Here is a 25,032-nt window from a genome sequence, read left to right as displayed (position 1 = left end):
AGATCGCTGAGCGGGTAGGGGCGAACGAGACCTTTGTCGTTCTAGCTCTCGACCGCCAGGAGTCCCACTTGCGGACCGTTTCCATGCACGATGACCATGTCGTGTCCTTGCGCCAGGCGAGCCAGCGCCGGCGCGGCGGCATCCAGCCGCGCCACCTGGGGGAGGGCGTCCGGATGGCCGCCGCGGGGCAGGAGAGCGTTGCCGCCGAGCGCGACCACGATCCTCACGCCTGCGACCCGGTGACGCTTCGGGGCGAGAGGGATTCGATCATCAGCGCCTTGATGGTGTGCAGCCGGTTCTCCGCCTGTTCGAAGACGATCGAGTGATCCGATCGGAAGACGTGGTCGGAGACCTCGATCCCGTCGAGCCCGTACTTCTCGAATGCCGCTCGCCCGATGGTGGTCGCCCGGTCGTGGAAGCTCGGCAGGCAGTGCATGAATTTCACGTGCGGATTCCGGGTGGCATCGATCACGGATTCGTCGATGCGGTAGGGCCGGAGGGCGGTGATGCGTTCCTCCCAGAGGCTCTCCTTCTCGCCCATGCTCAGCCAGACGTCGGTGTAGAGGAAGTCGACTCCGTCGATGGCCGTGTCGATGTCGGCCGTGACGGTGACCGATCCGCCCGAAGCCTTCGCTGCCTCCTCTGACATGGCGATCGTTCGATCGTCTGGTTGGTAGCCCGCCGGCGACGCGATCCGAACGTCGACGCCGAGCGACGCCGCCGACACCATGAGGCTGCGCGCCACGTTGTCGCTGGAGTCGCCGATGAAGCAGACGGACATGTCGCCGAACCCCCGGGCTGCGCTTTCCCGCATGGTCATGAGGTCTGCCAGGGCCTGGGTGGGGTGCCACTGATCGGTGAGGGCGTTCCAGACGGGGATGCCAGAGAACTCGGCGAGCTGCTCGACGTCGGTCTGGTCGAAGCCGCGGTAGGCGATGCCGTCGAACATGCGCCCGAGGACCTTTGCGGTGTCTTCGACGGATTCGCCCGAACCCATGTGGCTGCTGGTCGAGTCGAAGTAGACGCCGGCTCCGCCCTGGTCACGGAGGGCGACCTCGAACGCACTCCGGGTGCGTGTCGAGGCTTTCTCGAAGACCAGGGCGACGTTCTTGCCCATCAGGCCAGGCGTTTCGGTGCCGGCCCGACGCTGGGCTTTGAGTCGATCGGCGAGGTCGAGGGTGGCCAGTACCTGCGCCGGGCTGTGGTCGCCGTCCTTCAGGAGGCTCTTGGCGGGCGTGAATGCAGGAGGTGCGTCGACGATGCCGGTCATGACTGGACCGCGTCGCGCTCGATGGGGCAGGTCATGCAGCGGGATCCGCCGCGACCGCGGCCGAGTTCGCTGCCGGCGACGGTGATCACCTCAATGCCATTCCGACGCAGGTAGGTGTTCGTGACGACGTTGCGGTCGTAGCCGATGACGACGCCGGGGGCGATGGTGAGGAAGTTGGTGGCGTCGTCCCACTGCTCGCGGGCGGCTGCGCGAGCATCCTCGTCCGGCCGCAGGACCCGGACCGTCGGCACCCCACTCGCGTCGGCGAGCAGGTCGAAGAGCTTCTGCGGCTGACCCACTGTCACGCTCGGGTCGGCTGCGCCCGCGGGAGTGAGCAGCCACGCGGTCATGAGGTCCGGGTCGAGCGACGGCGTCATGATGAACGTGTTGCGATCGATGTTCGTCATCACCGTGTCCAGATGCATCATGGCGTGAGATTTCGGCAACCGGACGGCGACCACTCGCGTGGCCTGCGCGGTGGCGAACAGGCGTGCCGCCAGGTTCTCGACGGCGGGGGCGCTGGTGCGCTCGCCCATTCCGATCAGGACGAGTCCGTCGCCGAGCACGTGGATGTCGCCTCCTTCGATGCTTGCTCGAGGGGTGGGCGAATCGGCGTCGTCGTAGCGCTCGAAGTCCTGGTCGGTGAACAGGGGATGGTGCTCGTAAACGGCTCGAACGTGGCTGATCTCCCGGATGCGCGCTGGTTTGGCCATCGAGTTGACCGAGACGCCGCCGTAGATCCAGGCGGAGCTGTCGCGCGGGAACAGGGTGTTCGGCAGAGGGGGGAGGAGGAACTCGTCGTCGGCGGTGTTGTCGAGGGCGAGGCTCGCGCCTCGGCCGAGCGACAGATCCGACTTGACGATGCCGCCGATGAGGAGCTCGGCGAGCCGGTCGCCTTCCAGGTCGTCGAGGGCCTTCCCCAGTTCGCGGGCGAGGACAGAGCCCAGGAGGGGCGCCGAGCAGACTTCGTCGAGGATCTGCGCCCGGGCGGCAGGAATGTCGAGCGTCTCGGCGAGGAGATCGCTGAAGAGGTGGACTCTCACACCTCGGCTGTCGAGGGCGTCGGTGAATCCATCGTGTTCGGAGCGAGCTCGGGAGGGCCAGAGGACATCGTCGAAGAGGAGCTCTTCGCGGTTGGCCGGGGTCAGTCGATCGAGTTCCAGCCCCGGTCGGTGCAGGATGACCGTCCGGAGGGTTCCGATCTCGGAGTGGACCCCGAGTGTTCCGGTCGCGGGTGTCGCTGTCGCGGTCGCTGTAGCGGTGTCGGTCATGGGATGAGCTCCTTGGTAGGCACGGGAGTGCCGGTGGATTGTGGTGCGGAGGCGACGACAGCCTGTGGCGCGCCGGTCTTGTTCTTGCTGGTCCGGAGCCAGACGTAGAGGGGGACCCCGAGGAGGAAGCAGAAGACGCCGTAGTAGCAGGCCTGCTGTCCGCTGCCGGCCAACGCCCAGAAGGTGAAGGCGAGAGCGAGGCCGGAGATCGTGATGTCTTTGGCGAAGGGCTTCCACGCGGTCTGGCGGCGGCGGCTGAGCAGCCAGAAGATCTGGGCGGCCGCCGAGAACAGGTAGGGCACCACGGAGGTGAAGACCGTCAGGAGGACGACGGTCGTGAAGACCTCCTGGAAGCTCGTGTAGGCGACGACCGTGAGGAGGGTGGCCAGGATTGTCGAGACGAGGATTCCGAGGACGGGGACTCCGCGTCGTTCCTTGGCGAAGACGGCCGGGAACATGCCGTCTTTTGCGGCGGCATTCGGCATCTCGCCGACGATGAACGTCCACGCGATCAGGCATCCGATCCCCGAGACGATCGCGGCGAGGGCGACGATGTCGCCGGCCCAGGTGCCGCCGAAGATGACTGTCGCGGCGTCGCTGAACGGCGCGGTCGAGGTGCGCAGGTGCGCGTTGCTGACGGTGCCGAACACGGCCAGGGTGCCGAGGAGGTAGACGATCGCGCAGATGATCGTTCCCCAGATGGTGGCGCGGGGGACGTTCTTCGTGGGGTTCTTGACGCGTCCCGCCGCGACCGACGCGGTCTCGATGCCGAGGTAGGCGAAGAGGGCGACGGCACCGGCTCCGGCGAGGGCACCGAACACGGTGGTGCCGGACGAGTCGAAGGGGCCGAAGTTGGCGGGGTTCACGAAGAAGAGGCCGACCAGTGCGACGAGAGCGAGGGGGACGATCTTCAGGATGGTCAGGACCATCTGCGCCGCGCCCATGCTGCGGACGCCCGAGAGATTGACGACGACGGGGATCCAGAGGGCGATGACCGCGATGACGATGGATCCGACGATGCTGTGGTCCCGGTTGACGAACACCTCGACGTAGCCGGTGAGGGCGACGACGATCGGGGCGTTGCCCGCCCACGCGGTCACCCAGTAGCTCCAGGCGTTCAAGAATCCGGCGAAGTCACCGAATGCTGCGCGGGCGTAGAGGTAGGGGCCGCCGGATCCGGGGATCCTGATCGACAGACGCCCGAAGACGAGAGCGAGGGCGAGAGCACCGACGGTGACGAGAGCGAAGGCGATGAGGCTGATGGGACCGAACGACGCAAGCGCCGAAGGCAGGGCGAAGACTCCAGTTCCGATAACCGAGCCGACTACCAGGGCGGAGGCGGTCGGGAGACCCAGCAGTGGCTTCTTGTCCGGGGTCGGTGTGCGTGAAGTCATGCGTGAACTCTCGCCGCAGACGACCTGATCCGGGAGGGCCTTTGGTCCCGTCCTGTGCACTGTGGCTCAGGACTCGGGGGGCCCAGGCCTGCCGGAGAGCTCTTCTCCCGCCGACACACGGGTCGGCTTCGAGGAGTCACGCCCGGATCAGACATAGTGCCTGCCAATCGGGTTCCATGAAGATGAGGCCGGGGGTGAGCGATCAGGTCGTGAAGGCCGGTTCGCGGCTGAGCCGGTGCCGGGCAGCATGCTCGACGAGATTCGGCACGTAGATGCGAATCGGGTTGCCGGCGAGGGCGTCGTATTCCTCGGCGACGGTTTCGGTGACGTGACTGATGTTCTTCAGGGGGAAGCGTCGCGTCAAGAGGGCGGTGACCTGCGCGACGGTGAGCTCACGAACGGTGGCGGCCATGGGCCTGACTGCTCATGTGAGGGCCGATTCGACGGCGTGGATCGACACCGGGGTCGGAGTACCCGGCCGGCAGGTGGGGGAAGTGCGGCTGGTGGGAGACGACGATGGACATCAGCCAGCCCGAGTCGACCCACGTCATGAGGGCACCGGTGCCCGGTTCATTGGACGAATCGGAGGAAATACCGTCGCAGTTCGATGGCGGAGTGCCAATTCTGGAAGGCGAAGGTCGTGGGCCACATCTGCCAGAAGTTGGTCGTGAAGAAGTGCTTGCCGAACATCTGGTCGATGCGCTCGTCGGCGCTTGTTGGCGTGCGCGGTCATGACTTCGTCTCCGAGAGGTGATGAGTGTCGATGGTGTCGGTGTTGTCGGGCACGGAAGGTGCGTGAGCGGCTTCGAAGCTGGCGTCGTGCCGGTCGTGTCCGAGCGAGGCTTCTTTCCAGCTGGGTTTGCGGAAGCGGAAGATCAGCAGGGCGGCGCTGACGAAGACGATCAGGCCGGCGGCGACGAGGCCGACGTACATGACGGGGTTGCCGACCGGGAGCTGCGTCGGTGGGAAGAACGACACCAGCAGCGAGAAGCCGACAGCGAGGAAGCCGATGCCGGCGACGACCCACATGCCGGCGTTGCCGAAGGGGATCTTGAACGCGCGGGAGAGGTTCGGCTGGGTGTAGCGGAGCCGGATCGCGGCGGCGTACATAAACAGGTACATCACGATGTAGAGGCTGATCGTGACGGTGGAGATGAGGAAAAACGCGGCGCTCACGTTGCTGGTGACGAGGTAGATCGACGACACGGCCGTGACGATCAGCGCCTGGATGAGCAGGATGTTCCGGGGCACTCCTTGCTTGTTGGTCTTCTGCATCATGGGAGGGAGCAACCCGTCGTGTGCCGTGGCGAGGAGGGCTCGGCTGGGTGCGGAGATCCACGCCAGTGCTCCGCTGAGGGCGCCGTAGCAGATGAGCACCGAGAGGATCTGGACGATCCAGTTGGCGTGCCAGAGACCGACGAGCACGACTCCAAGGGCATCGAAGACCCCGGTCTGCAAGACGATGTTCTTGTAGGGGACGAGACCGGCGACGGCGATCGACCCCAGCAGGAACACGGCGACGGAGACGACGGAGGCGAGCAGCATGGCGGCGGGGAAGCCGCGCTTGGGGTTCTTCATCTCGCCGACGTGCACGGCTTGGGCTTCGACGCCGGCGAAGAGCAGCATGATGTTGCCGAGGAACGCGAGTGAGCCGAGACCCGCGAGGGCCGGCAGGATCCGGGGAACGCTCGATCCGTTGACGACGTGGGTGACGGCCGAGTTGGTGGTGGTGTTCCAGCCGAGGGTGTGCCCGGTGGTGATCCAGTAGACAAACAGGACGACGAGGACGGCGCCGGGCACGATGGTGCCGATGACGAACCCGTACTTGGCGACTTTGGCCAGCAGGGCGTTGCCTTTCAACGCGAGGAGGGTCGCGAGCCAGTAGCTGACGATGCAGAAGATTCCGACGTAGATGTGGGCTTCGGCGAGTCCCGCCGCATTCAGTGCATAGGCCGCGGCTGCTGCGGCGAACGCGAGGCCGGTCGGGTACCAGACGACGTTCTGGACCCATTGCAGCCAGACCCCGAGGAACCCCCACCGCTGCCCGAAGGCTTCGCCGATCCAGGTGTAGACGCCGCCCTTGCGGTCGGAGAAGGCGCTGCCGAGTTCGGCGGAGACGAGGGCTGCGGGGATGAGGAAGAGGATGACGGCGAAGCCGATGTAGACGAACATCGTCCACTCCTCGGCTGCCATCACCGGGAGGCCACGGAGGCTGGTGACGACGGCGGCCGCGGTGAGGAATCCGACCGTTGGGACGGTCATCGTGGCGATCTTCTTCGCCGACGGCGCCTGCCGGTCACCGGGGCCATCGGCTGCCGGGCCGGAGGCGGTCGGTCGGCTGTCGAGTCGCTGGCTCATGAGGAGACCTTCTCGTTCGAGACGACGGCTGTGGCGTCGTGGTTGAAGGACTGGCCCTCTTCCTCGTTCAGGGGTGCCGACGGCGGCCGGATGTCGAGCTTGCGCATGCCCTTCTCGATGTCGTCGAGCACGAGGTCGGCCATGTCGATGCTGAGGCCGTGGCGCACGATGATGCGCTGCAGGATGGTCTCCTCGAGGTCGGCGGGGAGGGTGTAGGCGGGCACGAGCCAACCGCGGGTGCGGAGCTCTTCGGCGAGGTCGAAGAGGTTCCAGGCGCTCTGGTCGTCGTCGTGGAGTGTCCACGCGACGGCGGGAATACCGTTCTGCGGGTCGCCGCCGAAGACGATGTCGAAGCGGCCCGTGGCGGCCAGGCCGTCGGCGAGATGCTGGGCGACGGCGTAGGTGGCGGACTGCACCTTCTTGTAGCCCTCTCGTCCGAGGCGGAGGAAGTTGTAATAGGAGGCGACGACTTGGCCGCCCGGCCGGGAGAAGTTGAGGTTGAAGGTGGGCATCTGGCCGCCCAGGTAGTTGACGTTGAAGATGAGCTCCTCGGGGAGGTCTTTCGTTTCGCGCCAGATCACCCAGCCGCTGCCAATTGGGGCGAGTCCTGTCTTGTGCCCGGAGACATTGATGGATTTCACGCGGGGGAGCCGGAAGTCCCAGAGGATGTCGGGCGCGCAGAACGGGGCCACGAATCCGCCCGAGGCCGCGTCGACGTGGATGTCGACGCTCTGCCCGGTGCGCTTCTCGAGGTCGTCGAGGGCGCCGCTGATCGCTTCGACGTCTTCGAACAGGCCCGTGAACGTCTGCCCGAAGGTGACGATGACGGCGATGGTGTTCTCATCGACCCGGGCGAGGACCTGCTCCGGGGTCAGGACGTGATTCGCGGTCATCGGTGCCTGCCGGATCTCGACGTCGAAGTAGCGGGCGAACTTCTCCCAGCAGACCTGGACCGGGCCACAGACGATGTTGGGTGATGTGGTCGACTTGCCGGCCTGGATCCTGCGGGCCTTCCACCGCCACTTGGCGGCGAGGCCTCCGAGCATGGCAGCCTCGCTCGAGCCCGTGGTCGACGTGCCCATCGTGGTCGCGGCCTCGGGGGAGTGAAAGAGGTCGGCGAGCATGTGGATGCAGCGCGTCTCGAGTTCTGCGGTCTGCGGGTACTCGTCTTTGTCGACGATGTTCTTGTCGATCGAGTCCGCCATCAGTTGGCGCACCTCGGGCTCGACCCACGTGGTGCAGAAGGTGGCGAGGTTCATCCGGGCGACCCCGTCGAGGAGCAGTTCGTCGCGGACGAGCTGGTAGATCTCGCGGGGTTCGCGCTCTTGCTGCGGGAACCGTGTCTTCGGGGCTGGCGTGGTCATGGGTTCGGTGGCGAAGAGGTCGTCCATCGGGTCGTCGATAGCGGGGGTGGTGAAGTCGGTCATGAGGTGGCTTCTTTCGTGAGGATGCGCGTGGTCGTGTAGAGACTGAGAAGGTCAGCGGTGGAGCCCTGCCCGGGTGAGGTGGCTCCGTGCCGGTAGCTGTCGTCGGCAACGACGATGTGCAGGGCGGTGAGGACGGCGACGACATAGATGTCCGGCAAGAGCAGGTTCCACGGACCGGCCGTGGTCGTCAGGCACTCGAATGTCTTCGTCGGCAACGCCTGAGCGAGGGCTTCGAGAAAAAATGACAGTGATGACGAGGGCTCTTCCACGAACCCGACGACGACGCTGTTGCCGCTGGCAAGAGCCGCGCCGAGGTGGTCTGCGACGAGGGCGGTGCTGCAGCCCGGTCCGCAGAAGAGCAGGATCCTGCCCAGAGGGGCATCGGATCCGCGGGTGCCAGCGTCGAGGTGGAACTGCTGGAACCGTTCCGCGAGGCGAGACATGAGCCGGTTGGTCGTCGGCAGGTGAAGAACACCCGGTGCCCGTGTCGATGAAATGGTCATGAGGACAGCGTCGACGATGTCCGGCATCACCCCCAGGGGCGAAGGTCCTACCGCGTCGAACAATTCGTCGGGGCGGCGGGACCTCCGCCTCTGGTCTGGTGGGGCCGGTGGGGAGAGGCTCGTGGGGCGTTCGCGGGTTTACGGCGTCGTGACGCCTGCACCGCCTACACCGCCTACACCACCTCCCTCGCAGCCTCACCCTCACAAGGAGTCACCATGACCAGCACCACACGCACCACGTCCGCACCCCTCGCAGCGACCTCCTCGCCCTCAGCAACTCGCCCGGAGACCGTCCTCGTCACCTCGGCGCGAGCGCGAGGGTGGCTTGCCGCGCTCCGCATTGCGACAGGCTGGGTATTCCTCTGGGCGTTTCTCGACAAAGCCTTCGGCCTCGGCTTCTCGACCCCGGCCGCAGGCGCGTGGATCCGCGGCGGGTCACCGACGAAAGGGTTCCTGACCGGGGCCGGCGTCACAGGCCCACTGAAGCCCTTCTTCGCGGACATCGCAGGGCCTGCCACTGACATCCTCTTCATGGTCGGAATGCTCGCCATCGGCATCGCCGTCATTCTCGGCGTCGGGCTGCGGATCAGCGCAGTCGTCGGGAGCGTCGTCATGGTGCTGATGTACCTGGCGGAGTGGCCGTTCACAATCAACGTCGCATCGACCAATCCGCTCGTCGACTACCACATCGTCTACGCGCTGGCACTCATCGTCGCGGCCTGCCTGGCGACGGGCGACACCTTCGGATTCGGACGGTTCTGGAAGCAGCTTGGGCTCGTTCGAAAGAACGGCTGGTTGGTATGAGGGCCCCGCGCCGGAGGGAACGCCGTCAGTGGACTGCGAGCAACAGCAGAACGGCGGGCACGACCGTTATCGGCACGACGATGCAGCCCAGACCGATGTAGTGCTTCCACTGGATGTGCACGTCGAGTGCCCTCAGTCGCTCGTGCCAGAGGAGGGTCGCAAGCGAGGCCCACGGCGTGATCAGGGGCCCCGCATTGACGCCGATCAGGAGTGCGGCAAGTCGTAGCGGGCTGCCGGCCACGGGCTCCAGGGCGAGGTACGCCGGTAGATTGTTCACGACGTTGGCGCCGCCCACGGCCACCCCGGAGAGACGGAGCAGGTCGAGACCCGAATCCCCGGTCCCCACGAGTGAGCTCAGGACCGTCGTCAGGCCCAGGCCGCCGGCCGCTTGTACGACCAGAAAGAGTCCGGACGCGAAGACCACGATCTGCCACGGCAGGATCGAGAACTTCAGGACGGTCGTGCGACGGGCAGCGAAGAAGGCAGCGAGCACGATCGCCCCGCCGGCAGCGGGAATCCAGACGGCGATTCCCGACACCAGAGCCGGCACCAGCAGGATCACCACCACTGCGCTGACTCCGAGCAGAACGCGATCCTCGGGCGACGTGCCCGCTTTCGGCTCGTAGCGCGCGAGAAGGGCCCTCCGGTACACCACGAAGAGGACGACGCTCGGCACGACGATGCAGACGAGTGCCGGGACTGCCATCAGAGCCGCGAAACCGATGGGCCCGGCGAACGGACCTGTCGCGAGCTCGTGCTCAGCGAGGAGGTTGGTCAAGTTCGACACCGGGAGCAACAGCGAAGCCGTATTCGCCAACCAGATCGTCGTCATGGCGAAAGGCAACGGCGGAAGGCCCACATGGCGCGCCAGTAGGACGACGACAGGCGTCAGCAGCACCGCGGTCGTGTCGAGAGACAGGAACACGGTGCAGGCCGTGGCGAGCACGACGACCAGAAGCCAGAGGAGCCAGGCGCGGTCGAGCCCCCACTTCGCCAGGCGCTCGGCGACGACGGTGAAGAGTCCGGCCTCGGCCGCCAGTTCGGTGACGACCGTGATGGCGACGACGAACAGCAGGATCGGCCAGACCCGGTTCGCGACGTCGAGGGCGTCGGGCACCGGCAGGATGCCGGTGGCTATCGCAACGGCACCCAGGACGAGCAGGATCACACCGAGCAGGGCTGTTCTCACGGGCACCATCCTCACCGGCAGATCGCTGGACGACACGCGCAAATCGAATGGCGGCGGGCCGAGTCGACTCGTCGAGGCAACAGCGACCATCATCGCATCTCGCGACACATCGACCTGCCCGAACCCGCTCGGCGGGACGTTGGACACTGGCCGGCGCTCAGAACGGCGGAGGTTCGATCATCACCATGTCATCGGTCCGGTGAGCGTGTCGCGGGTGGATAGACGTAGCGGGCGATGGTGGTGCTCGCCCACCCGAGACAGAAGCCGACGATGCCGAGCGCCACCGTGGGACCGGCCTGGGGTTTGGCGACGAGGATGATGCCGAGCAGTCGCTGATCGATCAGAAGGCGGCGTTGATGTCGACGACGTCGATGACCTTCTTGTTGATGAATTCCTGGATGCCGAGGTTGGTCAGTTCGTGCCCGTAGCCGGAGTGCTTGACCCCGCCGAAGGGAATGTCCGCCTTGACCATGGTCGGGTGGTTGACATAGACCATGCCCGTCTCGATCTGACGCGCGACCTTCTCGCCGTTCACGGTGTCCTTCGTGAAGACAGAGCCTCCGAGGCCGAATGGCGAGTCGTTTGCGATCCTGATGGCGTCGGCTTCGCTCTCGGCACGGATGATGATCGAGACGGGGCCGAAGAACTCTTCGTAATAGGACGGGTTGGTGCTGTCCATCCCGGTCAGGATCGTCGGTTGGAAGAACGCGCCCTTCGTCGGGGCCTTGGCGCCGAGCTTCTCGGACGTGGCTCCGCTCGCGACGGCCTTCTCGACCTGAATCTCGAGCTTGTCGGCGGCTCCCTGTGATGACAGCGGGGCCAGGGTGGTCGCGGCGTCCATGGGGTCGCCCATGATCAGGGCGGCGACACCGGAGCGGTATTTTGCGATGAACTCGTCGAAGATGTCGTCGACGACGATGAGGCGCTTCGCCGAGACGCACACCTGGCCGGCGTTCCAGTGGCGGCCGAACACGGCCCACTCGACGGTCTTGTCGATGTCGGCGTCTTTGAGGACGACGAAGGCATCCGAACCGCCGAGTTCGAGCGTGCTCTTCTTGACAGCCCTGGCGGCGTAGGCGGCGATGACGGATCCGGCTTCTTCGCTGCCGGTCAGGGCGACGCCGCGAACTCGCGGGTCGTCGATCACGTGCTCGGTGAGATCGTGCGGCAGATAGAGGTTCTTGAAGGATCCGGCAGGGAGACCGGCTCGCTCGAAGAGGTCGTCGAACATTGCGGCGGCCTGGGGAACGTTGCTCGCGTGCTTCAGCAGGATCGTGTTGCCGGCGAGCAGCTGGGGTGCGGCGACGCGCACCACCTGGTAGTACGGGAAGTTCCACGGTTCGACCGAGAGGATCACGCCGAGCGGTTCGCTGACGATCTCGACTTCACCCTCCGAGGTCAACGCCACGGGCACCTTGATCGTCTCGAGGAGCGTCTCGCCGCGGTCGGCGTAGTACTGCAGGATGTCTGCCGACAGATCGACTTCCGCTTCGGCCTCACCGATCACCTTTCCCATTTCGAGGGTGAGGAGCTCGGCGTATCGCCGCCTGTCGGCGCGGAGAAGCGTGGCGGCCTTCGCCAGAACGGCTGTGCGCTCGGAGAACGGCGTCTCCCTCCAGGAGAGGAACGCATCGTGAGCGGCCCCGATGGCGGCATCCACTTCTTCCGTCGTCGCGTCGTCGAAGGACGCCACGATCTCGTTCGTGTACGGGTTGATCGTCTGATACGTCATCTGTCGAAACCTTCTTCTGCAGCGGTGCTGCCTCGACTCCTACGGTGACAGGGTGCCGTTGGTGCGGGTAGGGACCTTCGACCCCTCCTCGTCGACATGGAGACAATCGCCAGGGATGGCCGAGACGGGACCTTGGCCCCTTCTCCGGCGAGCGGTTGTGATCTTCCGTGACCTTCACTTCGCGACGAATGAAGAGGACTGGATGGACCATCACCCAGATCAACCTCAGCGCTCCGACGTCCGAATCGTGGCCGTACCTGGATGGCTGTCAGTAGTGAGCCGCCGTCCGCTGAGCAGACGGCGGCTCCGCTGCCCTATCTGCGCGTGGCAGACACGAGCCGATGCGTGCCGGCGCCCACGCCGGCGACGCTGACGGATCCGCTGGCGAAGGCAGCACCGCTGTGCCCGACCGAGCGTCCGTGTGCCCACACGACGTGCCCGTCGAGCGTCACCGTCGCGGAGGCCGACGACGGCACGGCGAGCGTGGCCGACGTCGACCGCGGCACGCTCACCGTGAGCGCGAACTGCGACGCCGACTTCCTCCATGACGCGGCGATCGAGCCGTGCGGCGTCGGCACCGAGCCCTCGGACCACGAGACCGTGCCGGGGCGAGGCGCGACCGAGAAGGTCGCGTAACCGCCCGAGGTCGGCGTCACGCCCAGCACCTGCTGTGTCAGCGCGACGGTCGGGGTGGATGCCCAGCCGTGCGCGAGGCTCGTGAAGTCACCGAGGCCCGGGGTGCCGTCGGTGGCGGCCTTCTCCCAGAACGTGCTGCCTGGGTCCTGCGCCAGCTGACCGCCCCAGTAGGTCTTGATCAGCTGCTCACCGAGGTCCTGGCTCGCGGTCGTCGCCGAGTCGAGCCGAGCCGTCGCCTCGAAGCCGCTCGGCAGCGGTTCGTAGTTCGGCGCTTGCGGTCCGCCCGGTGTCGACGGCGACACGCTCAGCGAGCCGTCGGTCGACCAGTTCTTCGCCTTGAGGTAGGCGAGCGCGCGAGTCGCCTGCGCTCCCGACGCGACGCCCGTCAGCACGGCCGTCGCGTTGGCATCCTGCGGGTACACCGTCGGGGTCTCGGTCGAGAGCCGGTAGGCACCCGTCGAGGGGTCCCACAACTGGGCGTTGATCGCCGACGACACGGCGGTCGCCTGCGAACCGTAGGCGGCAGCCATGGCCGACGACGAGTGCATCGCACCGGCCAGTGTCGCCATCTGGTGCAGGTTCTGCACGTACAGCGAGTTGACGTAGGTCTCGTGGCCGCAGTCGGTGTACCCATAATGGCCACAGGATCCCGAGGCGGCGAACGAGATCAGGCCCGTCGAGTCGCGCTGCTGACCCAGCCAGGTCATGGCCTCCTGCAGCCCCGTCCAGTTCGCCGACAGGTACGAGCGGTCGCCGGTGTAGAGCCAGTGGTCGTACATGTTGTTGACGAACCAGGTGACGTACTCGCCGTAGGTGCGCTCTTCGCCGGTGTTGTGCGGGCCGACGAGGCTCTCGGCGGGCACGTAGCCGTCGGGCAGCTGCTGCTTGGCGAGCGATGTGAGCGAGTTGTCGACCGCTGCCGTGTCTCCGGTCGACAGGTAGGTGACGGGGGCCTCGACGGCGAGGTCTCCCTGCCACACCACGCGGTCGCGCTTGGCGCCGTCGAGGATGACCTCCTGCGACGGGTCGGCGTAGGGGATCTGCGCGTCGGCCGAGTCGGGCTCGCCGTCGGCGTAGGGCCAGCTCTTCGCGGTGTCGGAGAGCCAGGTGTCCATCTGCACCGTGTAGGCGCCCGCGTACCAGATCTTGTTCAGCTCGTTGTCGCTCGAGAGGAACCAGCCCTTGTAGTCGGCGGGGTTCTTCTCGTTGGGGCTGGCCAGATAGTCGAGCGAGACCTTGTCGAAGGTGACCGCGCCGGGCCCGGTGACGAAGAAGGTGACGTAGCGGAACCCGCCGCGGATCTGGGCGTCCTGCACCGTCGCCGGCAGCTTGCCGGTGTCGAACGCGAGCGTGTGACTGTCGGAGTCGTACGTGTAGGGCGCCGAGCCGAACCCGTTGAAGATGTTGGCCGTGTCACAGCCGGGGGCGTAGGCGGCCTCGCCGTTGTTCTGCGTCGGCGTCAGCGCCATCTCGGCCTTCGACTCGCTGAAGCAGACGTGCAGGGTCGGCGCCGTGGCCGTCGACGAGGTGACGTGCACCTTCACTTCGCCGCCGACCTCCTTGCCGAAGTCGAGGGCGAGCAAGGGAGACGTGGCCGCGGTGCCGGCTGAGCCGCTCGTCAGAGTGACCGAACCGCGGCCGGCGATCGCAGCCTGCGGTGTGCCGGTGATCGAGCCGCCGCGGCTCTGCGCGAACAGGACGGACGTCGGGTCGACCGTGTGGCCGCTCGGCGCCAGGACATAGGGCGACCAGTCACCGGGGGTCGGGCGGTAGTCGGCGGTCGACCAGGGCGACGACGCAGCAGGATGCGACGGGCCGGCTGACGAGGTCGGTGCGGGGCCGGCCATCGCCGGGGTGGCCAGGCCGACCGACAGGCCGACGGCGACGACGGTGGCGATCGCGGCGGTGCGCCCCCTCCGTCGGCCTCGAGTGGTGACTCTTCTTCTGCCGACAGGCGTCGAGGCAGTGGGGAATACGCGCATGCAACCCTCCATTGGGTTCATCTCGTCGAACGGTGGGACAGGGCCGAGTGGTGCGGCCAGGGTGAATCGTTTCATCACGACGACATCGTCTCAGTGATCCGAAACACCCAGGCCAGTCAAAACCCATTCATCGAATGATGCAAGGTCGACGCCTCTGCTAGCCTGATCAGCTGCCCGCCCGGGCGGCGTCCGCACGGACACACCCCGCAGCGGGCACACCGCAGGAGGGCGCCGCGCCCATGGGCTACATCGACGTCAACAAGATCACCTACACGCTCGCCGACGGCCGCACCCTCCTCGACGAGGTGTCCTTCCACGTCGGCGACGGCACGAACGCCGTCCTGATCGGCGGAAACGGCGTCGGCAAGACGACGCTGCTGCGCCTGATCCGCGGCGAACTGAAGGCCGACGACGGCGCGATCACCATCGACGGCGGCCTCGGCGTGATGGATCAGTTCGTCGGGCACGTCCACGGCGACACCACGGTGCACGACCTGCTGGTGTCAGTCGCGCCCGACGCCGTGCGCCGGGCGAGCCGCGCGCTCACCGCGACCGAGGACGCCCTCATCGAGCGCGACGAGCACGACACGCAGATGGCCTACGCGAACGCGATCTCCGACTACGCCGAGGCCGGCGGCTACGAGGTCGAGACGCTCTGGGACACCTGCACGATCGCGGCCCTCGGTGTGCCGTACGAGCGCGCCCGGTGGCGCGAGGTCAGCACCCTCTCGGGCGGCGAGCAGAAGCGGCTCGTGCTCGAGGCGCTGCTGCGCGGGCCCGAGCAGGTGCTACTGCTCGACGAGCCCGACAACTACCTCGACGTGCCCGGCAAGACCTGGTTGGAGGAGTCCCTTCGCACCACTCCGAAGACCGTGCTGCTCGTCAGCCACGACCGCGAGCTGCTCGGGCAGGTCGCCGACCGCGTCATCACGATCGAGCCCGGGGCGGCCGGCAACACGAGCTGGACGCACGGCGGATCCTTCCACAGCTATCACCAGGCGCGCATCGACCGGATGGACCGCCTCGACGAGCTGCGACGGCGCTGGGACGAACAGCACGAGAAGCTCAAGACCCTCGTGCGCACCCTCAAGGTCAAGGCGACCGCGATGGACAGCATGGCGTCGCGCTACCAGGCGGCGGTCACCCGCCTCGACAAGTTCGAGCTCGCCGGCCCGCCGCAAGAGCGACCGCCCGAGCAGGATCTGCGGATGCGGCTCCCCGGGGCCCGCACCGGCAAGCGCGCGGTCGTGTGCGAGCACCTCGAGCTGACGGGGCTCATGAAGCCGTTCGACGCCGAGCTCTGGTTCGGCGAGCGCATCGCCGTGCTCGGGTCGAACGGGTCGGGCAAGTCGCACTTCCTTCGGCTGCTGGCCCGCGGCGGCTCCGATCCCGAACCCCGCGAAGGGCACGTGGCCGCGGTGGGCGCCGAGCTCGAGCCGGTGCCGCACACCGGTCGCGCAACGCTCGGGGCACGGGTGGTGCCGGGCTGGTTCGCGCAGGCGCACGAGCACCCCGACATGGTGGGCCGCACCCTCCTCGAGATCCTGCACCGGGGGGACGACGAGCGGCGAGGCTTGGCGCGCGAGGCCGCGAGCCGGGCGCTCGACCGCTACGGGCTGGTCTCGTCGGCCGAGCAGACCTTCGAGTCGCTGAGCGGCGGGCAGCAGGCGCGGCTGCAGATCCTGCTGCTCGAGCTCAGCGGAGCGACGCTGCTGCTGCTCGACGAGCCGACCGACAACCTCGACATCGTCTCGGCCGAGGCTCTCGAGGAGGCGCTCGACCGCTTCGAGGGCACGGTGATGGCCGTGACGCACGACCGCTGGTTCGCGCGCTCGTTCGACCGGTTCATCGTCTTCGGCAGCGACGGCACCGTGTACGAGGCGCCCGAGCCGGTGTGGAGCGAGAAGCGGGTGCAGCGAGCGCGCTGAGGCTGCCGAGGGCCGGGCGCGCTAGTAGCTGCGGGCGACGATCGCGACGAGGTCGGCCTCGGCATCCTGCGGGCCGGGTACCGTGCCGTCCGCCGTCTGAAGGCACCGCACGGTGACGGCACTCCGGTTGAGGGTCGCCTCGCCCTCTTCGCCCAGGTCTCGCCACGGGATCCGCGCGAACCCGGTCTGCGCCGCCTCGAGGGCCTCCTCGACCGTGGCCGCGTCGATGGTGCGCTCGTCGAGCCGACGCCTCGCGGTGGCGATCAGCTCGGCGTGCATCTCTTCGAGCAGGATCGGCACGCGGGCAGCGATCTCACCGAGCGGCAGAGGCGACTTGTCGCCCGAGTCACGGCGGGCGATCGTGGCCTGCCCGACCTCGAGGTCGCGCGGGCCGACCTCGATGCGCAGCGGCACGCCCTTCAGCTCCCACTCGGTCGCGCGCCTCCCGAAGCCCTGCGTCGTGCGGGCATCGAGACGAGCCCTCACGCCGGCCGCCTCGAGATCCTGCACCAGCTGCGTCGCCGCCGAGATGGTGCGCTCATCGTCTTTGACCGCGATGACGACGGCCTGCACAGGTGCGACCCGCGGCGGCACGAGGATGCCCTGGTCGTCGCCGTGCGCCATGATCAGGCCGCCGACCATGCGCGTGCTCGACCCCCACGAGGTGGTCCAGCACGTCTCGACCTGGCCGGAGGCGCCCGTGTAGGTGATGTCGAACGCCTTCGCGAAGTTCTGGCCGAGCTCGTGACTGGTCGCCATCTGCAGGGCTTTGCCGTCGCCCATCATCGCCTCGCACGTCATCGTGTTGATCGCGCCTGCGAAGCGCTCGCGCTTCGACTTGACGCCGACGAGAACGGGGATCGCGAGCACCTCCTGCAAGAAGTCGCGGTAGACGTCGAGATGGATGCGGAGGGCGTACGCGGTCGCATCCTCCTGGCTCGCGTGCGCCGTGTGGCCCTCCTGCCAGAGGAACTCCGACGTGCGGAGGAAGAGACGGGGCCGCATCTCCCAGCGCACCACGTTCGCCCACTGGTTGAGCAGCATCGGCAGGTCGCGGTGCGACTGGATCCACTTCGACATCACCTCGCCGAAGAGCGTCTCGCTGGTGGGGCGGACGACGACCGGCTCGGAGAGCTCTTTGCCGCCGGCGTGCGTGACCACGGCCAGCTCGGGGCTGAAGCCCTCGACGTGCTCGACCTCGCGCTCGAGATACGACTGGGGGATGAAGAGAGGCAGGTAGACGTTCTCGGCACCCGCGCGCTTGATGCGGGTGTCGACCTCGTGCTGCATACGCTCCCAGAGCCCGTAGGCGTACGGTCGGATCACCATGGTGCCGCGCACCGGCCCGTTGTCGGCCAGCTCGGCCTTCTCGAGGACGTCCTGGTACCAGCGGGGAAAGTCGTCCTGCTGCGGGGTGATCACGGTCGCGTGCCTGCTGCCTGCCATCCGGCCACGCTACCGGGTCGCGCCGGGGCTGCGGCGCCCGAGCCTCGTCGCCGGTTCGCCGGCTCGCGCGGCGCGCGCGGCAAGCGCCGCTGAGATCGCAGTTCGACCGTGAGTCAGCGCCGGGGTCGGCCGAGCCAGGCGTCGCGCGTGATCGTGTAATCGACCTCGCCGTGCTCCGACCCCGGGATCACCTCGTCGTCAGGATCGACGGGGCGCGTGCGCAGATACGTCATGCCCAGATGCTTCATCACGGCCTGCGACCCGAGATTGACGCTCATCGTCTCGGCGAACACCTTCTCGAGCCCCAGCTCTCCGAAGCCGTGATCGAGCAGCGCGGCCGCGCCCTCCGACGCGAGCCCCTGCCGCCAGTAGCGAGGCAGCAGGCGGTACCCCAGCTCGGCCTGCCCGCGCTCGTCGCCGTGCTGCGCGGGCTTGAGCAGCCACCAGCCGACGGCCGGGCCGGCATCGCCGTCGGCGTCGGCGTCGGCGAACCCCATCCAGAACCCGAGCCCGTCGCGCGCCGACCCCAACCGCCGGGCGTGCTGCTGCAGCACCACGTCGCGCGTGCGGGGCAGCCCGGTGCCGAGGTAGCGCATGACGGCAGGATCCGAGTCGAGCGTCACCTCGTCCTCCAGGTGCTCGTCGCCCAGGGGCACGAGTGTCAGCCGGGCCGTCGTGATCACGCGCTGTTCCATCCTCCGATGATGGCAGGCCCCGGCACGCTGGCGCTGTCGTTGACGCCCGTGCGAGGATCGGGACGTGGCCAAGAAGCCGAGAGCCCAGTCGCTCGCCGAGATCGCCGCCGAGCTCCGGGCGGACCTGACGGCGAGCCGGAAACCGCCACCGCGGCCCGGTGTGCTCGACGACGACGGCAATCTCGTCGACCTGAACGGCACCGTTCTGAGTCTCGTTCGCGAAGAGCTGAGTTCGTCCGCCGCTGCCACGGCGGTGGAGAACGCGCGCGCCGTGGCCGTCGACAGTTGCGGCTGCGGCGGCAGCGCACAGGGGTGCCGAACGGAATGGCTCTCGCCTCGAGCGCTCGAGGCGCTGCGGAGCGCAGGCGAACCGGTCCTCGGCCGCACGAAGCGCTCGCTGGCCTGGATCGACGAGTGGCACGGTCCCACCGGCGCCGTTCTCTTCCTCCACGGTGACGTCGAGTGGTGAGCCGAGAGGTGCGGCGAGTCGATGGCCGTTGATGTGGTGCCCTACCGGGCCGAATGGGTCGTGCAGCTCGAGGGTGTGGCAGCAGACCTGCTCGAAGCTCTGTCGGCGGTGAAGGAAGCGCGGATCGAACACGTCGGGTCGACCTCGGTGCCGGGGCTCGCGGCGAAGCCGATCCTCGACGTCGACGTGATCGTGCCGCCCGAGCAGGTCGCTGCGGCCGTCAGCGCCCTGGAGGCCGTCGGCTACGCGCACGTCGGCGACTACGGGCTCGCCGGCCGCGAAGCCCTGGGCGCACCGGACGAGGAGCCGGCCCGCCACGTGTACGTGTGCGCCTCCGGCACGCTTCACGTGCGGAACCACCTGGCCGTCCGTGACATCCTGCGACGCCGTGCCGACCTTCGCGACGCCTACGCGGCCGTCAAGGATGCGCTGGCCGCCGACCCCGACATGGACATCGATACGTACACGGTGGGCAAGTCGGACGTGCTGCAGCGCGTCCTGGCCCTCGCCGACCTCACGCCCGACGAGCGCCGCCTGATCCTCGAGCTCAACGCCGCCGGTTGAGGGTTCAGGCCGACGGTGACGGCGACTGCGACGGCGAAGGCCTTTCGTCGACCTCGCGGCCCGCGATCAACCCGTGCACGCTCGGCGTGGCCAACAACCCCATCAGCGTCGCCGCGGTCGCCCCGGCAGCGACCACCAGGATCACGCCGGGCCCGAAGACGGCCGCGACCGGCGCGACGACAGCCAGGCCGATGGGCCGCAGCACCGTCGACCCCATCCAGTCGAACGACGACACCCGTGCCATCAGGTGGGACGGCACCTTGTCCTGCAGCACGGTGAACCAGAGCGTGTCGGGCAGGCTCAGCGCGATGCCGAAGACGAGGGCACACCCGACGAGCACCGCCACCGGAGCCCCGAAGGCCAGTGCGACGAGTAGCGGCACGCACCCCAGGCTGATGAGATTCGCCGCCACCAGCGGCCGCTTCGGTCGCAGACGCAGCGACAGCGCGTCGCCGACGAGCGCCCCGATGCCGCTCACCGAAGCGACGAGCGCCCACGTCGACGCGCCGGCGTAGTGCCGCTCGGCGACCAGAGGCCCGAGCACGCCGTATGAGGCGAGAATGAAGAGTTGGAACTGCGCGAAGCCGGCGATCTCGAGCCCGAGCCACCTCCGTTCGACGACGGCGCGGAACCCCTCGGCGATCTCGCGAGCCATCCCGATCCTGGCTTTCACGGCCCGCGGCGGCACGATCACCCGCGACAGGAAGAGCGCGCTGACACCGAACGATGCGGCGTCCACGCCGACCGCCCACGCGTTGCCGGCGAAGGCGATCAGCAGAGCCGCGATGGCGGGCCCGGCGATCGACGAGATGTTGCCCGTCGCCGAGAGCAGCGCGTTGGCGCTCTGCCGGTCGTTGACGGGCACCGCCTCCTGCACGAGCCCCGACGACGCCGGCTGGAAGAATGCGGTCGCCGCTCCGTTGCCGGCCTGCAGGGCGACCATCGCCCCGAGCGCGGGGGAGTGGCCGACCAGCACGAAGGCGAACGCCCCCTGCGTGCCGAGGCGCACGAGGTCGCTCGCGACCATGAGGCTCTTGCGCGGCAGCCGGTCGGCCCAGGCCCCGCCGATCACCGAGAGCAGGGCGAGCGGCAGCGTCCGGGCCGCGAGCACCAGGCCGAGGTCGATCGCCGAGTGCCGCGTGGCGAGCACGGCGAAGGCCACTGCGATCGGTGCGATGCTGTCGCCGAAAGTGCTCACCGATGTCGCCAGGAAGATCCGCCGGAACTGCGCGTGGCGGAGCAACGAGACGGTCGACATCGCCTCGACCCTATCGAGAGACGGCAGGATGCGAGGATCCCTCGCGCGGCCGATCCGCCGAACGTTACGGGGTCGTGACACAGTGGTCGGCATGACGTCCACCGCAGAGCGCGACCCCGTCGACCACGACGGCCACGAGCAGAACTGGGCCGGCACCTACACGTACGGTGCCGCGCGCATCCTGTCTCCGCACACGATCGACGAGCTGCAGGAGGCCGTGGCTCGCGAGCCCGTCATCCGCGCGCTGGGCACCCGCCACTCGTTCAATGCCGTGGCCGACAGCCCCGGGGCGCTCGTCACGACCACCGCCATCCCCGCCAACATAGCGATCGCCGCCGACCGGCAATCGGTGACCGTCGGCGCCGGCACGCGCTACGCCGAGCTCGCGACCGTGCTCGAGGCCGAAGGGCTCGCCCTTCACAACATGGGTTCACTGCCGCACATCTCCGTCGGCGGGGCCATCGCCACCGGTACGCACGGCTCGGGCACCACGCTCGGCTCGCTGTCGACTGCCGTCCGCTCTCTCGAGATCGTCGGGCCGGACGGCACGCTCCGAACGATCCGCCGCGGCGACGAGGGCTTCGACGGCAGCGTCATCGCCCTCGGTGCCCTCGGTGTCACCGCGCGCGTGACGCTCGACGTCGAGCCCAGCTTCAGGATGCGACAGGACGCCTACCTCGGCGTGCCCTGGTCGGCTCTCGAGGGCGACGGGTTCCGCGACGTCATGGGTCTCGGCTACAGCGTCAGCCTCTTCACCGACTACGGCGACACGCGGCGCGAGCTGCTCGTCAAGACCCGCGTCCCCGACGGGGCCGCCGACGTGCCCATGCCCGACGAGCTGGTCGGTGCGCATCGCGACCCCCGCGAGCGCAACCCGATCGACCCGACGAGCAACTCGAACCCCTCCGACGGCACCGTCGGCCCGTGGTCGGAGCGCCTGCCGCACTTCCGCATCGACCGCACCCCCTCGGTGGGCAGCGAGATCCAGTCGGAGTGGGTGGTCGATCTCGACGATGCCGGCCGCGCACTCGGCATCCTGACGGCTCTCGGCGACCGGATCCGGCCGCACCTGCACGTCACCGAGATCCGCACGATCGCCGCCGACGACCTGTGGCTCTCGACCACCGCGGGGCGCGACTCGATCGCCTTCAGCTTCACCTGGAAGAAGCACCCGGCCGAGGTGGGCGCCCTCCTGCCCGTGATCGAGGAGGCTCTGCGGCCGCTGTCGCCACGGCCGCACTGGGGCAAGATGACCGCCCTCGGCCCCGCAGACGTGGCCCGCCTCTACCCGCGCCTCGACGACTTCAGGGCACTGGTGGCCGACGCCGACCCGGCCCGCAAGTTCGCCGGCGGCTACGTCGACCACCTCGTGCTGGGCCGCTAGGCGTCAGCCAGGCGCGCGTAGACGACGACGTCGTGCCGCGCGTCGCCCACCTTCATGGCCGACTTCAGTTCGCCCTCGAGCCGGAACCCGAGCCGCTCGGCCAGGCGCCGGCTGCGCGCGTTCGCCGTCGCCGTGCGGATCTCGAGACGCGGCACGACCTCGTCGGCGAACACCCACTCGACGATCGCCTCGACCGCGCGCGCCATCGCCCCGCGCCCTTCGTGCTCACCGTCGAGCCAGTAGCCGATCTCTCCCGAGTGCGAGTACGAGTCGATGCGCAGACCCACGGCCCCGATGATCCGGCCGTCGTGACGGAGGGCGAGCGGCAGCTGCGTGCCGTCGGCGAAGGCGTGCAGCGTCGCCTTCGAGAAGGCCTCGTTCGCCTCGCGGCTCTGCTCGCCCTGAGCCCAGTCCTCCCACTCGCGGAGACGCTCGATGTTGCGGAGTGTCAGCTCGAACATCTCGTCGACCGTCGACGCGTCGCGCAGCACCAGGTCGTAGCCGTCGCCGAGATCGCGCGAGAAGAACGTCATGACCCCATCCTGCCCACATCCGCGCCACGCTCACCCGTTACAGTGCGACCGTGACCCTCCTCGACAGCGGCCCCGCGGCTGATCCGGTGCGTCCGGTCCGCCTCGCTGCCGGTCGGCGTCTGCGTTCGATCCTCCGGTCCGGGCGAACCGAGGTCGTCGTCGCGCTCGTCGCGGCCACCGTGACCACGGGGCTCGTCGTGATTCTCGCGGACCAGCGCCTGTCACCGGTCTTCTTCGGCGACGAGATCGGCTATCTCGCCAACGCGATCGCGATGGCCGGCGGGCCGGCCCTGCACATCTCAGCCGACTCCTACTACCCGGGCTGGTCGCTCGTGCTCGTGCCGGTCTGGTGGCTGGTGCCGGATCCGTTGCCGTTCTACCGGATCGCCGTGCTGCTCTCGGCTCTCAGCTGCGTCGCGACGATCCCTGTCCTGTCTGCACTCGCGCGCCGGCTCGGTCTGCGCCGAGCGCACGCCGTGACGGCTGCCTCCGTGGTCGTCGCGCTTCCGGCGCACTCGCTCATGGCGGGTTTCGCGCTCTCCGAGAGCTTTCTGGGCCTCGTCGTCTGCGCGGCCGCGCTGCTCGGGCTCATTGCGGCTCAACGAGCCCACGCCCACGGCGGTCTCGCCACCGCCGCGTGGTTCGCCGCGGCAGGCGCTGCCTCCGGCTTCGCGTTCACCGTCCACGGCCGCCTCGTCGGGCTCGTCGCAGCAACCGTCCTGTGGGCCGTGCTGCTGCTCGCGCGAAAACGGTGGGGCGCAGGATCCGCGCTACTCGTCTCGGCCCTCGCCGTCGCCGGCGCCGGATACGCACTCAACCGGCACCTCGAGCTCGTTCTGTACCACTCGACCGGGCGCGAGACGACGGGGGTGGCCGAACTGCTCGCCAGCCAGCCCGGAGCCACGGCTCTGACTGCGTCAGGGCAGATCTGGTACGCGGTCGTGGCGACGGCCGGCCTCGCGCTTCCGGGTGTCGCACTCGTCGCACGCGGGGTCCGGCGAGAGATCGACGACCGACAGCCCGGGTGGGCGTGCTGGACGGCCGTCTGGATCCTGGGACTCCTCGTCGTGTCCGTCGGCTACATGAGCGGGTCGGTCGCCACGCACGAGCGCCTCGACATCTACGTGTACGGGCGCTACCTCGAACCGGCGACCGACGTCCTGGCGTTCCTGGGGCTCGTTCGGCTGACGACGAGCGTCGGCCGACTGCGGCGGCGCCTCCGGGGCCCCGTCGTGCTGGTCGCCGTCTTCGCCGTCGTCGCGATCGGCTACGGGTTCGCCGCAGCCGCGCTCGTGCCGACAGCCGAGCACACGAGATCCGGCTGGAACCCCATGAACGTCTTCGGCCTCGCTCTCGACGACTGGCTCGTCGGGCACGGCGACCACGCCCTCCCTCTCGTGCAGGCCGGGCTCGTCGGCGGGGGAGTGCTCGTCGGTCTCCTGCTCGTGAGACGTACCACACCTCGACCGACCTGGCTCCTCGCCGGGGCACTCGTCTTCGCCCTCACGGGAGCCGTCATCGGTCAGGCTCGAACCGTCGGGCCCGTCTACGGGCAGTACCAGACGGCGTTCCGACTCGCGCCGCTCGTCACGCGCGCCGGCGATCCGACCGTGTCGTTCGACACCGCGGCCGACTGGAGGCACCCGCAGACGTCGACGGTCATCAGCCAGAACGCCTACCAGTTCTTCCTCGCGCCGAACGACGTGCGCCTCGTCGACAGCGATCGCGCGATGCCGCGCACCGACCTCGTCATCGCGCGCCGCTCGTGGGCCCTCGGCACGATCGGCGGGTGGAAACGCGCCGCAGTCGACAGCCGCTTCGACAACGCCCTGTGGGTTCGCCCGGGCACTGGTCAGGCGGCTCTCGTCACCCGACTGCGAAGCGTCCCGGGGCAATGAGCGTCAGTCGTCGTCGCCGGCCCGACGTCGCTCGGCGCGACCGCGAAGCGCCAGGATCCCCGCCACGATCGCGGCGATCACCCCACCGAAGCTCGAGATGACGTTCGAGTAGTCGGGGCCGACCACGCCACCGGCGAGCTGAACGATGGCATTGACGCCGTAGATCAGGAACACCACGCCGATCAGAACCCAGAGGAGCTCGGTGTGGCGGTGCACCCAGCCGAGCACGCGGGGATCCTGGTCGTCGTCTTCTGCCATGGGCCCAGACTATTGCTCCGGGCCGAGACCGAC

The 25,032-nt window shown here is 68.4% G+C and carries 24 protein-coding genes; 6 read left to right on the top strand and 18 right to left on the bottom strand.

The window, feature by feature from the left end:
• Positions 1 to 41: 41 nt before the first annotated feature.
• The 10 genes from AX769_RS25285 to AX769_RS13595 all read right to left on the bottom strand — a co-directional run bounded on the left by AX769_RS25285 (position 42) and on the right by AX769_RS13595 (position 8,223).
• On the bottom strand, positions 42 to 227 hold the full coding sequence (locus AX769_RS25285; RefSeq protein WP_239451789.1) for a hypothetical protein: 186 nt from the start codon (positions 225 to 227) through the stop codon (positions 42 to 44).
• Complete coding sequence (argF, locus tag AX769_RS13625) at positions 224 to 1,270, bottom strand: ornithine carbamoyltransferase (protein ID WP_066280276.1); 1,047 nt, start codon at positions 1,268 to 1,270, stop codon at positions 224 to 226. Before argF ends, AX769_RS25285 begins: the two co-directional genes overlap by 4 nt.
• Positions 1,267 to 2,541 carry an arginine deiminase gene (locus AX769_RS13620; protein ID WP_066280273.1) on the bottom strand — a complete coding sequence of 425 codons (1,275 nt, stop codon included), beginning with the start codon at positions 2,539 to 2,541 and terminating at the stop codon, positions 1,267 to 1,269. The genes argF and AX769_RS13620 overlap by 4 nt, the downstream gene beginning before the upstream one ends.
• Entirely contained in the window at positions 2,538 to 3,935 is a 1,398-nt protein-coding gene (locus tag AX769_RS13615; RefSeq protein WP_082763812.1) for an amino acid permease, read from the bottom strand. Before AX769_RS13615 ends, AX769_RS13620 begins: the two co-directional genes overlap by 4 nt.
• Positions 3,936 to 4,137: 202 nt before the next feature.
• Positions 4,138 to 4,347 carry a three-helix bundle dimerization domain-containing protein gene (locus tag AX769_RS13610; RefSeq protein WP_066280270.1) on the bottom strand — a complete coding sequence of 70 codons (210 nt, stop codon included), beginning with the start codon at positions 4,345 to 4,347 and terminating at the stop codon, positions 4,138 to 4,140.
• Positions 4,328 to 4,486, bottom strand: a complete 159-nt coding sequence (locus AX769_RS26045) for a hypothetical protein (RefSeq protein WP_369824028.1) — start codon at positions 4,484 to 4,486, stop codon at positions 4,328 to 4,330. The genes AX769_RS13610 and AX769_RS26045 overlap by 20 nt, the downstream gene beginning before the upstream one ends.
• 19 nt (positions 4,487 to 4,505) lie before the next feature.
• A complete protein-coding gene (locus AX769_RS26040) occupies positions 4,506 to 4,625 on the bottom strand; it encodes an oleate hydratase (protein ID WP_204249215.1) in 120 nt (39 codons plus the stop codon).
• Between the two features lie 39 nt (positions 4,626 to 4,664).
• Complete coding sequence (locus AX769_RS13605) at positions 4,665 to 6,293, bottom strand: amino acid permease (RefSeq protein WP_204249214.1); 1,629 nt, start codon at positions 6,291 to 6,293, stop codon at positions 4,665 to 4,667.
• Positions 6,290 to 7,720, bottom strand: coding sequence for a glutamate decarboxylase (locus AX769_RS13600; protein ID WP_066280267.1), 1,431 nt, complete (start codon positions 7,718 to 7,720; stop codon positions 6,290 to 6,292). The genes AX769_RS13605 and AX769_RS13600 overlap by 4 nt, the downstream gene beginning before the upstream one ends.
• Positions 7,717 to 8,223 (bottom strand): hypothetical protein, encoded by a 507-nt coding sequence (locus AX769_RS13595; RefSeq protein WP_157887618.1) that lies wholly within the window; start codon positions 8,221 to 8,223, stop codon positions 7,717 to 7,719. The genes AX769_RS13600 and AX769_RS13595 overlap by 4 nt, the downstream gene beginning before the upstream one ends.
• Positions 8,224 to 8,439: 216 nt before the next feature.
• Here AX769_RS13595 and AX769_RS13590 point away from each other — a divergent pair, with 216 nt between their 5' ends.
• A complete protein-coding gene (locus tag AX769_RS13590; protein WP_066280261.1) occupies positions 8,440 to 9,027 on the top strand; it encodes a DoxX family protein in 588 nt (195 codons plus the stop codon).
• Between the two features lie 25 nt (positions 9,028 to 9,052).
• On the opposite strand, the gene AX769_RS13585 is transcribed toward AX769_RS13590, so the two are convergent.
• From AX769_RS13585 to AX769_RS13575, 3 genes are all read right to left on the bottom strand, one after another.
• Positions 9,053 to 10,216, bottom strand: coding sequence for an SLC13 family permease (locus AX769_RS13585; RefSeq protein WP_066283705.1), 1,164 nt, complete (start codon positions 10,214 to 10,216; stop codon positions 9,053 to 9,055).
• 340 nt (positions 10,217 to 10,556) lie between these two features.
• Positions 10,557 to 11,948, bottom strand: a complete 1,392-nt coding sequence (locus AX769_RS13580) for an NAD-dependent succinate-semialdehyde dehydrogenase (RefSeq protein ID WP_066280259.1) — start codon at positions 11,946 to 11,948, stop codon at positions 10,557 to 10,559.
• 314 nt (positions 11,949 to 12,262) lie between these two features.
• The gene (locus tag AX769_RS13575; RefSeq protein ID WP_066280255.1) at positions 12,263 to 14,566 is read right to left on the bottom strand and encodes an alpha-L-rhamnosidase C-terminal domain-containing protein; all 2,304 of its coding nucleotides are present in this window, start codon (positions 14,564 to 14,566) and stop codon (positions 12,263 to 12,265) included.
• Between the two features lie 239 nt (positions 14,567 to 14,805).
• Between AX769_RS13575 and AX769_RS13570 the strand changes: the two genes are divergently transcribed.
• The gene (locus AX769_RS13570) at positions 14,806 to 16,494 is read left to right on the top strand and encodes an ABC-F family ATP-binding cassette domain-containing protein (RefSeq protein WP_066280253.1); all 1,689 of its coding nucleotides are present in this window, start codon (positions 14,806 to 14,808) and stop codon (positions 16,492 to 16,494) included.
• 21 nt (positions 16,495 to 16,515) lie between these two features.
• Here AX769_RS13570 and proS read toward each other — a convergent pair whose 3' ends face one another.
• Both proS and AX769_RS13560 read right to left on the bottom strand, forming a co-directional pair.
• Entirely contained in the window at positions 16,516 to 17,940 is a 1,425-nt protein-coding gene (gene proS / locus AX769_RS13565; protein ID WP_066280250.1) for a proline--tRNA ligase, read from the bottom strand.
• A gap of 113 nt (positions 17,941 to 18,053) precedes the next feature.
• Positions 18,054 to 18,635 carry a GNAT family N-acetyltransferase gene (locus tag AX769_RS13560; protein WP_066280247.1) on the bottom strand — a complete coding sequence of 194 codons (582 nt, stop codon included), beginning with the start codon at positions 18,633 to 18,635 and terminating at the stop codon, positions 18,054 to 18,056.
• Between the two features lie 64 nt (positions 18,636 to 18,699).
• Between AX769_RS13560 and AX769_RS13555 the strand changes: the two genes are divergently transcribed.
• Both AX769_RS13555 and AX769_RS13550 read left to right on the top strand, forming a co-directional pair.
• Entirely contained in the window at positions 18,700 to 19,104 is a 405-nt protein-coding gene (locus tag AX769_RS13555; protein ID WP_066280240.1) for a hypothetical protein, read from the top strand.
• 21 nt (positions 19,105 to 19,125) lie between these two features.
• On the top strand, positions 19,126 to 19,668 hold the full coding sequence (locus tag AX769_RS13550) for a GrpB family protein (protein ID WP_066280238.1): 543 nt from the start codon (positions 19,126 to 19,128) through the stop codon (positions 19,666 to 19,668).
• 4 nt (positions 19,669 to 19,672) lie between these two features.
• Here the strand turns inward: AX769_RS13550 and AX769_RS13545 are convergent, their stop codons facing one another.
• Positions 19,673 to 20,926, bottom strand: coding sequence for an MFS transporter (locus tag AX769_RS13545; RefSeq protein ID WP_066280235.1), 1,254 nt, complete (start codon positions 20,924 to 20,926; stop codon positions 19,673 to 19,675).
• Between the two features lie 91 nt (positions 20,927 to 21,017).
• On the opposite strand from AX769_RS13545, the gene AX769_RS13540 reads away from it, so the two are divergent.
• Positions 21,018 to 22,310, top strand: a complete 1,293-nt coding sequence (locus tag AX769_RS13540) for an FAD-binding protein (protein ID WP_066283702.1) — start codon at positions 21,018 to 21,020, stop codon at positions 22,308 to 22,310.
• Here the strand turns inward: AX769_RS13540 and AX769_RS13535 are convergent.
• Positions 22,307 to 22,843 carry a GNAT family N-acetyltransferase gene (locus AX769_RS13535; protein ID WP_066280232.1) on the bottom strand — a complete coding sequence of 179 codons (537 nt, stop codon included), beginning with the start codon at positions 22,841 to 22,843 and terminating at the stop codon, positions 22,307 to 22,309. The genes AX769_RS13540 and AX769_RS13535 overlap by 4 nt on opposite strands.
• Positions 22,844 to 22,893: 50 nt before the next feature.
• Between AX769_RS13535 and AX769_RS13530 the strand changes: the two genes are divergently transcribed.
• The gene (locus AX769_RS13530; RefSeq protein ID WP_157887616.1) at positions 22,894 to 24,741 is read left to right on the top strand and encodes a phospholipid carrier-dependent glycosyltransferase; all 1,848 of its coding nucleotides are present in this window, start codon (positions 22,894 to 22,896) and stop codon (positions 24,739 to 24,741) included.
• A 3-nt stretch (positions 24,742 to 24,744) separates the two neighbouring features.
• Here AX769_RS13530 and AX769_RS13525 read toward each other — a convergent pair whose 3' ends face one another.
• Complete coding sequence (locus AX769_RS13525) at positions 24,745 to 24,999, bottom strand: hypothetical protein (protein WP_066280225.1); 255 nt, start codon at positions 24,997 to 24,999, stop codon at positions 24,745 to 24,747.
• Between the last annotated feature and the right edge of the window lie 33 nt (positions 25,000 to 25,032).

The organism is Frondihabitans sp. PAMC 28766 (assembly GCF_001577365.1).
Lineage (GTDB): Bacteria > Actinomycetota > Actinomycetes > Actinomycetales > Microbacteriaceae > Frondihabitans.
This window is presented reverse-complemented; position numbering and strand designations above follow the sequence as displayed.

Coding starts and splice junctions, on each gene's coding strand:
- argF (WP_066280276.1), bottom strand. CDS start 1,270: ATGACCGGCATCGTCGACGCACCTCCTGCATTCACGCCCGCCAAGAGC.
- AX769_RS13620 (WP_066280273.1), bottom strand. CDS start 2,541: ATGACCGACACCGCTACAGCGACCGCGACAGCGACACCCGCGACCGGA.
- AX769_RS13615 (WP_082763812.1), bottom strand. CDS start 3,935: ATGACTTCACGCACACCGACCCCGGACAAGAAGCCACTGCTGGGTCTC.
- AX769_RS13610 (WP_066280270.1), bottom strand. CDS start 4,347: ATGGCCGCCACCGTTCGTGAGCTCACCGTCGCGCAGGTCACCGCCCTC.
- AX769_RS26045 (WP_369824028.1), bottom strand. CDS start 4,486: ATGACGTGGGTCGACTCGGGCTGGCTGATGTCCATCGTCGTCTCCCAC.
- AX769_RS26040 (WP_204249215.1), bottom strand. CDS start 4,625: ATGTTCGGCAAGCACTTCTTCACGACCAACTTCTGGCAGATGTGGCCC.
- AX769_RS13605 (WP_204249214.1), bottom strand. CDS start 6,293: ATGAGCCAGCGACTCGACAGCCGACCGACCGCCTCCGGCCCGGCAGCC.
- AX769_RS13600 (WP_066280267.1), bottom strand. CDS start 7,720: ATGACCGACTTCACCACCCCCGCTATCGACGACCCGATGGACGACCTC.
- AX769_RS13595 (WP_157887618.1), bottom strand. CDS start 8,223: ATGACCATTTCATCGACACGGGCACCGGGTGTTCTTCACCTGCCGACG.
- AX769_RS13590 (WP_066280261.1), top strand. CDS start 8,440: ATGACCAGCACCACACGCACCACGTCCGCACCCCTCGCAGCGACCTCC.
- AX769_RS13580 (WP_066280259.1), bottom strand. CDS start 11,948: ATGACGTATCAGACGATCAACCCGTACACGAACGAGATCGTGGCGTCC.
- AX769_RS13575 (WP_066280255.1), bottom strand. CDS start 14,566: ATGCGCGTATTCCCCACTGCCTCGACGCCTGTCGGCAGAAGAAGAGTC.
- AX769_RS13570 (WP_066280253.1), top strand. CDS start 14,806: ATGGGCTACATCGACGTCAACAAGATCACCTACACGCTCGCCGACGGC.
- proS (WP_066280250.1), bottom strand. CDS start 17,940: ATGGCAGGCAGCAGGCACGCGACCGTGATCACCCCGCAGCAGGACGAC.
- AX769_RS13560 (WP_066280247.1), bottom strand. CDS start 18,635: ATGGAACAGCGCGTGATCACGACGGCCCGGCTGACACTCGTGCCCCTG.
- AX769_RS13550 (WP_066280238.1), top strand. CDS start 19,126: ATGGCCGTTGATGTGGTGCCCTACCGGGCCGAATGGGTCGTGCAGCTC.
- AX769_RS13545 (WP_066280235.1), bottom strand. CDS start 20,926: ATGTCGACCGTCTCGTTGCTCCGCCACGCGCAGTTCCGGCGGATCTTC.
- AX769_RS13540 (WP_066283702.1), top strand. CDS start 21,018: ATGACGTCCACCGCAGAGCGCGACCCCGTCGACCACGACGGCCACGAG.
- AX769_RS13535 (WP_066280232.1), bottom strand. CDS start 22,843: ATGACGTTCTTCTCGCGCGATCTCGGCGACGGCTACGACCTGGTGCTG.
- AX769_RS13525 (WP_066280225.1), bottom strand. CDS start 24,999: ATGGCAGAAGACGACGACCAGGATCCCCGCGTGCTCGGCTGGGTGCAC.